At 68.9% G+C, this 10,797-nt stretch carries 10 protein-coding genes and 2 pseudogenes; 4 read left to right on the top strand and 8 right to left on the bottom strand.

What is annotated here, in order from left to right; genetic code table 11:
* Window positions 1-184: 184 nt before the first annotated feature.
* The 3 genes from ACF1B9_RS17405 to ACF1B9_RS17395 are packed head-to-tail and all read right to left on the bottom strand — an operon-like array spanning window position 185 to window position 2,164.
* Complete coding sequence (locus ACF1B9_RS17405) at window positions 185-1,084, bottom strand: MauE/DoxX family redox-associated membrane protein (RefSeq protein ID WP_391740671.1); 900 nt, start codon at window positions 1,082-1,084, stop codon at window positions 185-187.
* Window positions 1,085-1,115: 31 nt separating this feature from the next.
* A complete protein-coding gene (locus tag ACF1B9_RS17400; protein ID WP_391740670.1) occupies window positions 1,116-1,730 on the bottom strand; it encodes a cell wall protein in 615 nt (204 codons plus the stop codon).
* A gap of 11 nt (window positions 1,731-1,741) precedes the next feature.
* On the bottom strand, window positions 1,742-2,164 hold the full coding sequence (locus tag ACF1B9_RS17395; RefSeq protein WP_030926101.1) for an RlpA-like double-psi beta-barrel domain-containing protein: 423 nt from the start codon (window positions 2,162-2,164) through the stop codon (window positions 1,742-1,744).
* A gap of 249 nt (window positions 2,165-2,413) precedes the next feature.
* On the opposite strand from ACF1B9_RS17395, the gene ACF1B9_RS17390 reads away from it, so the two are divergent.
* Both ACF1B9_RS17390 and ACF1B9_RS17385 read left to right on the top strand, forming a co-directional pair.
* The gene (locus ACF1B9_RS17390) at window positions 2,414-2,560 is read left to right on the top strand and encodes a hypothetical protein (protein WP_391740669.1); all 147 of its coding nucleotides are present in this window, start codon (window positions 2,414-2,416) and stop codon (window positions 2,558-2,560) included.
* Window positions 2,561-2,634: 74 nt separating this feature from the next.
* On the top strand, window positions 2,635-2,910 hold the full coding sequence (locus tag ACF1B9_RS17385; protein WP_391740668.1) for an SDR family NAD(P)-dependent oxidoreductase: 276 nt from the start codon (window positions 2,635-2,637) through the stop codon (window positions 2,908-2,910).
* A 210-nt stretch (window positions 2,911-3,120) separates the two neighbouring features.
* Here ACF1B9_RS17385 and ACF1B9_RS17380 read toward each other — a convergent pair.
* From ACF1B9_RS17380 to ACF1B9_RS17365, 4 genes and pseudogenes are all read right to left on the bottom strand, one after another.
* Window positions 3,121-3,647 (bottom strand): annotated as a pseudogene (locus ACF1B9_RS17380) (GNAT family N-acetyltransferase).
* A gap of 207 nt (window positions 3,648-3,854) precedes the next feature.
* Complete coding sequence (gene xdhC / locus ACF1B9_RS17375; protein ID WP_391740667.1) at window positions 3,855-4,664, bottom strand: xanthine dehydrogenase accessory protein XdhC; 810 nt, start codon at window positions 4,662-4,664, stop codon at window positions 3,855-3,857.
* Between the two features lies 1 nt (window position 4,665).
* Window positions 4,666-7,113 (bottom strand): xanthine dehydrogenase molybdopterin binding subunit, encoded by a 2,448-nt coding sequence (xdhB, locus tag ACF1B9_RS17370; protein WP_391740666.1) that lies wholly within the window; start codon window positions 7,111-7,113, stop codon window positions 4,666-4,668.
* Window positions 7,110-8,573: a xanthine dehydrogenase small subunit gene (locus ACF1B9_RS17365; protein WP_391740767.1), complete on the bottom strand. Its 1,464-nt coding sequence runs from the start codon at window positions 8,571-8,573 to the stop codon at window positions 7,110-7,112. The genes xdhB and ACF1B9_RS17365 overlap by 4 nt, the downstream gene beginning before the upstream one ends.
* Before the next feature lie 522 nt (window positions 8,574-9,095).
* Here ACF1B9_RS17365 and ACF1B9_RS17360 point away from each other — a divergent pair.
* Window positions 9,096-9,519, top strand: a pseudogene (locus ACF1B9_RS17360) (IS6 family transposase); the annotation flags it as partial.
* 113 nt (window positions 9,520-9,632) lie between these two features.
* Here the strand turns inward: ACF1B9_RS17360 and ACF1B9_RS17355 are convergent.
* Window positions 9,633-10,058 carry a nuclear transport factor 2 family protein gene (locus tag ACF1B9_RS17355; protein WP_391740665.1) on the bottom strand — a complete coding sequence of 142 codons (426 nt, stop codon included), beginning with the start codon at window positions 10,056-10,058 and terminating at the stop codon, window positions 9,633-9,635.
* Between the two features lie 84 nt (window positions 10,059-10,142).
* Between ACF1B9_RS17355 and ACF1B9_RS17350 the strand changes: the two genes are divergently transcribed.
* A complete protein-coding gene (locus ACF1B9_RS17350) occupies window positions 10,143-10,700 on the top strand; it encodes a TetR/AcrR family transcriptional regulator (RefSeq protein ID WP_391740664.1) in 558 nt (185 codons plus the stop codon).
* Window positions 10,701-10,797 lie beyond the last annotated feature (97 nt).

Below are 10,797 nucleotides of genomic sequence, written 5' to 3'. Positions count from 1 at the left end.
TGGGCATCGCGCGGCGGGGGGGTGGGGGTGGTGGGCCCTCCCCGGGGGGGTCGGGCGCGGGGGGGGGGGCGGGGCGGGGGGGGGGGGCCGGGGGGGGGGGGGGGGGCGGGGCGGGGGCGGGGGGCGCCCCCGGCCCTGTTGTGCTGCTCAGGACCGTGGCGGGCCGAGGCGTCCGTCCGTGGCGTCAGCCCGCCATCGGCAGAATCCTCCGCGACGGCACCGCGTTCAGCTCGTCCGCGGCCACCGCCTCCCCGCTGTCCGCGTCGACGTAACTGACACGGACGATCGGGTCGCCACCGCTGTCGCGGCCGGCTGTGGCGTCGAGTGCGAACACCACTGCGACCGGGCGCGCGTCCTCCCCGTCCCCGTACACACCCGAGTACTGGAGAATGCGCCAGCCGTCATCCTCCCAATGGTCCAGCAAGGCAGACCGAACCACTGGTGCGGCGGCCTGCCAGGCCAGGGAGTTCTCCAGGAGTTCGACGCTTGCCGCGACCGGCACCTGGTCCCTCCCAGCGGTGCCGAGAAGCGGGTGGCCGAAGATGCGCAGCCTCGTCCGGCGCAGCGACAGCAGCCACCACCGGTCGAGGTCGGCCGAGAGGGAGACCAGAACCGCCGCCCCGGCCAGGAGGACGAGGGCTCCGGAGGGCCGCTCGGAGAGCGCCGACCACCAGGTGTCCTGTGCCACCGCCGCGGTGGCCCCGCCGATGAGTACGACCGCCGCCCGTACGAACGCCCGCCAGGTGATGGGGGTGTCGTCACTGGCCGAGCAGCCGCAGGAGGACTCCGGTGCCGTGGTCCGGCCGTAGCCGAGGTAGGCGAGGAAGCCCGCCCCGAGGAGTGCGGCGGCGGCCCCCGGCACCGGGTTCGCCGGAATCACCAGCAGACCTGCGGCGATCAGGAGTTCACCTGCGCCGGTCACGCGCAATACCGTCGTGGCCCGCTCACTGCTGCGCAGCATCCGGGCCAGCGCCGTCTTCGGTGCCTGTCGCGCGGTGCCCCGGCTGAACACCTTGACCGCTCCGGTCCACCCGAGCAGACCCGCAAGGACCAGGGGGGCGAGGCCTGTTGTCAGTGACAGCATCTCTTCCTCTCTCGGTGTCCTGGGGCCTGCATCAGTGCCCGACGGAGATGCGGACGACGTCCACGGAGTTGTCGGACGGCCGCCAGGCACCGAGCACCTGGGCGCTCTGCCCGATGCGCAGCCCGGACAGGTCGGACGAAAGTGCGCGGCCGGCGTAGGAGGCGCTGGCGTCCGGGGCGATGCGACCGATCAGTTCGTGCTGCCCGTGGGCGAGGTGCAGCCGGTTCTTCGCGATGCCGCGGATCTGCGTGTCCAGGTTCACGATGTTCACCCAGACCGCGTCGGCGGCCACCGTACCGTCGGGCATCTTGACGCCGCGCGCGTAGAGCCCGTCGCCGACCTCGATCACTTCGGCGGTGGTGGCGCGTACCTTCCATACGCTGGTGACGTTGGTCATCTGCACCCGGGAGTGGCCGCCCTGGGATCCGGCCACCTCCAGGACGCTGCCGGTGATGCCTGTGATGCGGCCCTCCACGAAGGTGGACTTGGCGATCGCGGGGTCGAGCGAGGGCTCCGCAGCGAAGGCGGCCTCGGCGTCGAGGCCTCCGAGCGCGGTCGCGCCGATGATGGTCGCACCGCCGAGGGCGGCATTGGTGAGGAAACGCCGACGGCGCATCCCGTCGGACCGATCGTGTCGTACGGCCATGTCGCTCCTCCTCACTCGTAGATGTAGACCGGGAGTTTGCCCGAGCTCAGGTTGCCGATTGCCGAGAAGGCAGCCGGGGTCAGGTCGAGGACGCGGTTGGTGCGACAGGTTCCGTTGCAGCAGGTCGCCTCGCCGCACCAGTCCTTGGTGCGCGGTCCGCAGTCGGTGATCGTGATGCAGACCGTCGCGCCCGAGCACTGGTGCTTGACGTTCATCACCGCACCGCAGCCGCGTCTGGGGATGTTCTCGCCACAGAGGTCGGGCCGGGTGATGTTCCAGCACGCCTGCGAGGCGTTCGGCCACGCACCGTGGTGCGCGCTGGACTGACAGTTGCCGCAGGCGCCGCCGCCGGCACTGGAGCATGGGCCCCAGGCATTGCCGCAGCAGAACCAGCTGGTTTCACCGGCCCAGAGGCTGGTTGATCCGCAAGCCATCGTTTCGCCCTCCGGAAATGACGAGTGTATGACGAGTGCATGACAAGTGTGCGCATGGGAAACGGGGACGCCCATGTGCGAGCGAAGCAACCCCATGATGCGCGTAGACAAGCGGCTTGCATAGACGGCGTCGTTCCGCATTGGTCAAGGGATTCACCGGGCGTCGGTCGATGGGAGCGAAGCCGGCCGCGCGGTGCGCCCGCGCTCAACCTCCTGGCCCTCACCGCAGCCCCCAGCCATGTCGACGCGGTGCGCCGCCTGGTCTTCGACCCGCTGACCAAGGCGCAGCAGCGGCAGCTCAGTGCCGTCTCCCATCGCATCCTCGGCGCGCTCGACGCGCCGTGCCCCACGGACTGGGTCCCGCCCGGCGCCACCCCGTCGGCCGACCAGGACTGACTGCCGGCCGCGCGCCCCTGCTCTTCACCCGGCCCTGCGGCCGGGGCTTCACCCCCACCTCAAGGAGCTGCGCCATGCCCACCATCGCCATCGTCGGAGCCGGCCCCGGCCTCGGTCTGTCCATCGCCAAGGTCTTCGGCGGCCACGGCTACGACGTCGCCCTGCTTTCCCGCACCAAGGACAAGCTCGACTCCCTGGTCGCTGAGCTCGCCGAAACCGGCATCACCGCGGAGGGCTTTGCCACCGACGTCGCCGACCCGGCCCAGCTGACCGGCGCACTGCAGAGCGCGATCGCGACTTCGCCGCCGGCGGTCGGGAGTGGATCGCCGACTCCCCGCCGCACGTTCTAAAACGGGTCGGACGCCGGGCCACGCGTGACACCTACCGGTGGATCACCCGGCTCGACGCCTACCGCGTCACCGGGAACGTGTGCAGGGCGACGGCGCATGCCAGTCGGTGAACGATGTCGAAAAGCCCTGTGCCGGAGAACTGCGTGCGCGGTGTGAAGCGGCGGGGACGAGAAACGGAGTATCGGCCACCGCGCCGGACCCCGACCCGACTCAGAGCGTCCGATACAGGATGTGCAGTCCCACGGGTCCATGCAGCGGATGGCGGAACGCCGCAGGCACCGTCCCCAGAATCTCGAACCCGAGCGACAGCCAAAGCCGCATCGCCGGGTTCGTCTCCACCACCGAGTTGAAGACCATGCCAATGTAGCCTTCGGCTCGGGCCTCCCGCAGGGCGTGTTCGGCCAGTTGCCGCCCCACACCCCGGCCCGTATGACTGGGGGCGACCATGAATCCCGCGTTGGCAACCGCGTCGGCGGGACCGCCGTAGTCGGGCCGCAGATACGCCGAGGCGATAACCGTCCCGGTCTCGTCCTCCACGACGAACACCCGCGCGCCGGGCCCCATCCACAGCTCCCGCGCCGCCTCCCGCGAGGTTCCCGGATCCCAGGCGTACGTGTCTCCGGCGCCGACGATCGTGTGTGCCAGAACGGCCAGATGCGGTCCCAGTCCTCCGCCGCGGCGTCGAGCTTGCCGTGCCATCGGGGTAGCCGACGCCAGAGGAGCGAATATCCGCTCATGTTTCATGTCCATCCCGTTCTACGGCGCTGGAGCGGAGCGGTACGGCAGCCACCCGGCGAGCCACCGGGGCTCGTCGGGTGCGTTGTGGTCATGCCCATGGGGAGGACGCCTCTACGTTTCCAGGAGATTGGCAGTCGCGCGGAAAGGGTGCCCCGCATATGTTCGTTCGCACGAGCGCGGGGCACCCTGTCGATCCGGTTGGAGAGTCAGTTCTTCTCGGTTTCGAAGGTGCGCAGCAAATCGGCAGCGACGCTCAGGGCGATTGTCGCGGGTTCCTTGCCGGTGATGTCGGCCAGCCCGATCGGAGTCTTGATCCGATCGATGGTGGCCTCGACGTGACCGCCCTCGGTGGCGAGGCGTTTGCGGAACCGCACCCACTTGGCCGCCGACCCGATCAGCCCGATGGAGCCGAGATGGGTTGTGCGCAAGGCGGCGTCGCACAGAGCGGCGTCCTCGGCGTGATCATGGGTCATGATCAGGATGTGGGTGCCGCGCGGCAACTCCTCCAGCACCTCCTCGGGCAGCAGCGGCGTGTGATGCACGTGCACCTGCGCCACCGCGTCTGCCAGCACGTCGAGCCGCTCCTCGGTGAGGGTGTCGGAGCGCGTGTCGATCAGATGGAGGTCGAGGTCCTGACGTGCCAGGATGCGCGCCAGTTCCAGCCCGACGTGCCCGACGCCGAAGATCGCCACCGCCCGTACCACCGGCAGCGGTTCGAGCAGCACCGAGACCGCACCACCGCAGCACTGCACGCCGTGCTGGTTGGTCACCTTGTCGTTCAGGGCGAAATCAATCAGCTGCGGCTCCGGCTTGGGCGCGGCGATCATCTCCCGGGCCCGATCGATCGCGACGGCCTCGACATTGCCGCCACCGATCGAGCCCCACGTCTGGGTCTGCCCCACGACGAGTTTCGCACCGGCGTCGCGCGGGGCATGGCCGCGCACGGTCGCGACGGTCACCAGCACGCCAGACTCCCGGCGTGCCCGCAACCGTGCGACCGCGGCGATCCACGTCATGTCAGGCACCGTTGAACGCTTTTGCGTCGGTTCGGATCCTGCCGTTGGCTGCGTGCCCGTGGCCGGTGTGGCCGTCGGCGGCAAACCCGTTGGTGTCGTGAGCGTTCCGGGAGGCGTCGCCCTGGCGAACCGCCTGAATCGCCCAGTACACCGCCTCCGGCGTTGCGGGCGAGGCCAAATCGAGGCTGACCCCGCTCGGCCCGAACGCGGCGGCGGCCTGACGCAACGCTTCTCGCACCGAGAACGCCAGCATCAGCGGGGGCTCACCCACCGCCTTGGACCCGAAGACCGCGCCCTCCTCGGTGGCGTTCTCCAGAAGCATGACGTTGAACTCCTCGGGCATCTCCGAAAAGCTCGGCAGCTTGTACGTGCTCGCGGCCTGCGTCTGCAGCCGGCCCCGGTTCGGCCCGTCACCGGTGTCCCAGCGCAGGTCCTCGAGCGTCAGCCAGCCCGCGCCCTGCACGAAGCCGCCCTCGACCTGACCGATGTCGATCATCGGGGAGAGGCTGTCGCCGACATCGTGGACGATGTCCACCCGTCGGATGCGGTAGGCGCCGGTGAAGCCGTCGACCTCCACCTCGGTCGCGGCGGCTCCATGGGCGAAGTACTTGAACGGCGAGCCCCGGAACGTCTTCGCGTCCCAGTGCAGCCCCTCGGTCCGGTAGAAACCGGACGCCGACAACTGGACCCGCTGAAAGTACGCGGTGTGCACCAGGTCGTCCCAGGCCAGCTCCTTGTCGCTGCCCAGGGCGCGCGCGACGCCCTCGACGATGCGGAGGTCCGAGGCGTTCGCACCCAGCTGGGAGGCGGCCACCTGCAGCAGCCGCTCGCGCAACTGCTCGCAGGCGTTCTTCACCGCCCCACCGTTGAGGTCCGCCCCTGAACTGGCCGCGGTGGCAGAGGTATTGGGCACCTTGTCGGTGCGCGTCGGGGACAGCCGGACCTTGTGCAGCGGGATACCCAGCGTGGTCGCGGCCACCTGCATCATCTTGGTGTGCAGGCCCTGGCCCATCTCGGTGCCGCCGTGGTTGATCAGGACCGAGCCGTCCTTGTAGATCAGCACCAGCGCGCCGCCCTGGTTGAAGGCGGTGAGGTTGAACGAGATGCCGAACTTGATGCCGGTGATCGCAAGGGCCCGCTTGGTGTTCGGGTGCGCGGCATTGAAGGCGGCGATCTCGCGCTTGCGATCGGCGATGCCGGCGTCCTCCTGAACCTGCTGCCAAACGGTGGAGATCCGTTCGGGCTGCGTGACCGGCTGTCCGTACGGCGTCGTCTGGCCCTGGCCCGGCCGGTAGAAGTTGCGCTCCCGCAACTCCGTGGGATCCAGGCCGAGCAGCGGCGCGCAGCGGCCCAGGATGTCCTCGATCACCAGCATGCCCTGCGGTCCGCCGAAGCCGCGGAAGGCGGTGTTGGAGACCGTGTTGGTCTTGGCGATGCGACCGGCGACGCGTGCGTTGGGAATCCAGTAGGTGTTGTCGATGTGGCACAGCGCACGAGCCAGCACCGGCTCGGAGAGGTCCAGGCTCCATCCGCCGTCCGCGGTCAAGGTGGCATCCAGGGCCTGGATGCGGCCGTCCGCGTCGAAGCCGATCTTCCACTCGGCGTGGAACCCGTGGCGCTTGCCGGACATGGTCAGATCCTGAGTCCGATTGAGCCGGAACCGGACCGGCCGACCGGTCAGCTTGGCGCCGAGCGCGGCAACGGCCGCGAACCCGTGCGGCTGCATCTCCTTGCCGCCGAAGGCGCCGCCCATCCGCAGACACTGCACAGTCACCTCGTGGCTGGCGAGGCCGAGCACGTGCGCGACGATCTCCTGGGTCTCCGAGGGGTGCTGGGTGCTGCTCTGGATGAACACCTGCCCGTCCTCGTCGACCTGGGCCAACGCCGCGTGCGTCTCGAGATAGAAGTGCTCCTGACCGGAGAACTGGAACTCGCCGGTGAACACGTGCGCGGAGTCGGCGAAGCCGGCGTCGAGGTCACCGGCCAGCATCACGGGCTGAGCGCCGTGATAGCTGTTGGCCGCGATCGCGTCCTGCAGCGTGACCAGGGAGGGCTGTTCGTCGAGCACCACCTCCACGGCCGCCGCACCGAGCCGGGCCGCCTCCAGGGTCTCGCCGAGCACCCAGGCGACCGCGTGGCCGTAGAACATGACCTCGTCGGGGAACAGCGGTTCGTCGTGCTTCATTCCGGCATCGTTGACGCCGGGCACGTCGGCACCGGTCAGCACGCGGACCACACCGGGCACGGCGAGCGCGGGCTCGATGCGCAGCACGGTGATCCTGCCGTGGGCCTTCATGACCTGGACCGGGTAGGCGTGCAGCACGTCCTTGGTGCGACAGACCAGATCGTCGGTGTAGAGCGCGGCGCCGGTGACGTGCAGATCGGCGCTCTCGTGCGGCATTGGAACGCCGACGACAGGCATTTCGGGGCGCTCGGACAAATGGCTCATGACGACACCGCCTCGGTGGTTTGCGCGTAAAGCTTCAGCAGGCTCTGGCCGAGCATCGCGGAACGGTAGCCGGCACTGGCACGGTGATCGTTCATCGGCGTGCCCTGGGCCTGCAGCACCTGGGCCGCGGCCTCGACAGTCTCCGTCGCCCACGGCTTGCCCTCCAGCGCCGCCTCGGTGGCGAGGGCGCGGATCGGGGTGGCAGCCACGCCGCCCAGGCCGATGCGCGCCTTGCGGACGATCCCGTCCTCGATGTCGAGCGCAAAAGCGACCGCCACGCTGGAGATGTCGTCGAAGCGCCGCTTGGCGATCTTGTGAAAGGCCATGGCCGGCGACAGCGGCAGCGGGATGCGCACCGCACGGATCAGCTCGCCGGGACGGCGCACGCTCTGCCGGTAGCCGGTGAAGTAGTCCGCCAGCGGGACCTCGCGCTCACCGTCGGCGTCGGCGAGCACCACCGACGCCTCCAGCGCGAGCAGCACCGGCGGGCTGTCACCGATGGGGGAGCCGGTACCCAGGTTGCCGCCGAAGGTCGCGCTGTTGCGGATGAGCCGGGATGCGAACTGCGGGAACAGCTCTGCCAGCAGCGGGACGCCGCCGTCGAGGCGGCGTTCGATCTCGGTGAGCGTCAGCGCCGCCCCGATCTCGATGTAGTCGGATTCGACTCGCAGCTCCCGCAATTCGGACAGCCGGTCGATGGCGACCACACAATCCGCCCGGCGGGAACGGATGTTCACCTCAACGCCCCAGTCGGTGGAGCCGGCGACCACCACCGCGTCGGGCCGCTCGCGCAGCAACTGCAGCGTCTCGGCCAGGGTGCTCTTCCGCAGGAACGCGCTGTCGTCCTGGATGTATTCGGTGGCGACCGGTGCAGGCGGGGACTGCTCTCGGCGCTGCGCCAGCGGGTCCTCATCGGCGGGCGTACCGACAGCGAACGCGGCATCGCGAATCGGGCGATAACCGGTGCAGCGGCACAGGTTTCCGCTCAGCGCGTGCAGATCGAAACCGTTCGGACCGTGCTCGGCGTCGCTGCTGTCGGCCGAGTCCGCATGCGCGCAGCGGTTCGGCCGGTAGTACTCGGCGGCCATGCTGCAGATGAATCCCGGTGTGCAGTAACCGCATTGGGAGCCGCCACGGACCGCCATCTCCTCCTGCACCGGGTGCAAGGTGGGCGGCGTGCCGGGTTCGCCGACAGGGGCGAGACCTTCGGAGGTAATGATCTCCTGACCGTCGAGCGCCGCGACCGGGACCAGGCAGGCGTTGACCGCCACCCAGTCGGTGGGCTTGTTCACTCCGGGACGGGCCACCAGGACCGAACAGGCGCCGCATTCACCCTCGGCGCAGCCCTCCTTGGTGCCGGTGAGGCCACGCTCGCGCAGAAAATCCAGCGCTGTGGTGTGGGGCGCAGCCGGTGAAATCGGTGCTTCTTTCCCGTTGATCGTGATCCGCGCCGCTACCATGACGGCCCTTCGTTCCGGTGCGTGATCGGCCGATTCATCATGTTCGCCAATTTCAGGCAGCTTTCTGTGTTCGGACGCGCCACGCGAGAGAAGCGGGCGCAAAACGGCACGCAACAGCGACGTCCTGGAAGGTGGTGAGGGGAAACCCGGAATGTGCCACGGACGGGCACATCAGAACGGCGTGCTCAGCAGCCGTGCGCGATCCGACCCGGAACCCAGACCGTGCACCGGGCGAGGCGAGCGAGATCAGAGCTGGTGTACATCCGCTGGTCGCCTCCTTATCGGTGGTCATGGGTCGACGGCTACCGCAAGCTAGCGGCTGGGACCCTACAGGTCAAGAGGTCGACCTCTGACTCTCGAGAACCGATCGGAACCGAGGCCGGGACGCCACCGCTGGGTGGCCGAGCGCACAGTGTGCCCCGGCCGGCTGCCGCCGCATCTCCACTCTGAGCACGAGCGCCCTCGATCCGGCAGCAGCATTCCCGTCCATCCCCACAGGGCCATTCAGTGCGCGGGCGCAGTGTCGTCTCCCACGAGACCGTCCGGCGCCGGTGTGCGAAGTTCGGGCAGGCCTACGCCAACGGCCGGCCCCGCCGGCGTGCGAGGCCGGACGTGGCACCTGGACGAGGTCTTCATCAAGATCAACGGCGAGCAGAAGTACCTGTGGCGAGCCGTCGACCAGAACGGCAACTTCCTGGACATCCTCGTCCAGTCCCGCCGGGACAAGACCGCGGCCCAGCGCTTCTTCCACCGCCTGCTGAAGACGACCCGCACGGTGCCACAGGTGATCGTCACGAACAAGCTCCGCTCCTACGGCGCGGCCCACCGCGAGGTCATGCCTTCGGTCGAGCACCGCTCGCACAAGGGCCTGAACAACCGGGCCGAGAACAGTCATCAGCCGACGAGGCAGCGCGAACGGCGAGAGTCCAAATACGTGCTCGCCGGCGTGTACTCATGACCGTTGATGTGCCGTCTCCAAGGACATGGGCCCGTCTCAAGGAATCTGGTCCGATTCACCTTGGGCCTCAGTGAGCTGGTCCTCCCCTGTCAGTCCGGCTTTCATCCTCTGGCGCCGACGACTCCCGAGCTGTCCATGTAGTCGCGGGCCCGCGTGATCAGTCCGCTGTGGATGCGGAGTATCAAAAGACCGGGAACGGTGAAGTTGGTGCGTCTGGTCGGCAGCGTTCCTACCACGACGTGCTCGGCGATGATCACTTCCGGATCGGCGGTCTCGTAGGCCGCGATCTTCCTGACCTCCTGCACCTGGACGGGGCTTGTGCCCCAGGCCGCCCGGTATCCCGCGCGCACTGCCTCGCTTCCCTCGTAGCGCGGAGGGAAGCCGGGAGAGGTGAACGGGAACTCGTGCACCGCGTCCGTGGCATAGAGGTCGGCGAGATCGTCTGGTGACTTGTCGAGCATGGCCTGGTAGTAGCGGTTCAGCACCTCGCGAGGGGTGCGAACAGCAGGTGTATCCACATGCGACACAGGGGCCTCCATCCGCTCAACACTTGTTGACCCACTTACCGTAGGGTCGGCCGGAAGTTCGGTCAACGGCTGTAGAGTGAATGGGTGTCCACTCCTCGCCAGTCCCGCGCCGACCGCCGTCGAGCGACCGAGGCGCGCATCCTCGACAGCGCCCGGGAACTGTTCGCAGAGAAGGGATTCGATCGCACCACCATCCGCGCCGTGGCGACTGCGGCGAGCGTCGACCCGGCTCTGGTCATGCAGTACTTCGGCTCGAAGCGCGAACTTTTCACCCAAGCCGTGCAGGCGCTTCCCGTGCTGCCGGCAACCACTGACACCGACGCACTCGTCGATCAGCTGCTGGCCACGCTCGACCTCAAGCTCGGCGGCCTTCCCGAGGGCACGCTGGCGATGATGCGCTCCATGCTCACCGACCCGGCAGCAGCCGATCACGTCCGCGTCACCCTCGATCGGCAGATCGACAGCGTCAGCGCCGCCTTGCCCGCAGCCGAGGACCCCGAGCTGCGCGCCGCACTGTTCGTCACTACCTTGCTGGGCGTCACCATCGGCCACCAGTTCCTCCACCTGGCCGCTCTTCGTGATGCCCCAGCCGACCGCATCGCCGCCCTACTGCGCCCGGCGTTCAAGGCCCTGGCGCCATGAATCGTGGGTGGAGCGCGGCGCGGTAGTGGCTCTGGACTTCGATCCCGCCGTCGTGACGCTGGCGTCCCAACCGTTCCGCATGGCCTGGCCGGATGGC

Source organism: Streptomyces sp. NPDC014727, from assembly GCF_043083485.1.
Taxonomy (GTDB): Bacteria; Actinomycetota; Actinomycetes; order Streptomycetales; family Streptomycetaceae; genus Streptomyces.
Note: the sequence above shows the minus strand (reverse complement) of the source record. Positions and strands in the feature narration are given on the sequence as shown.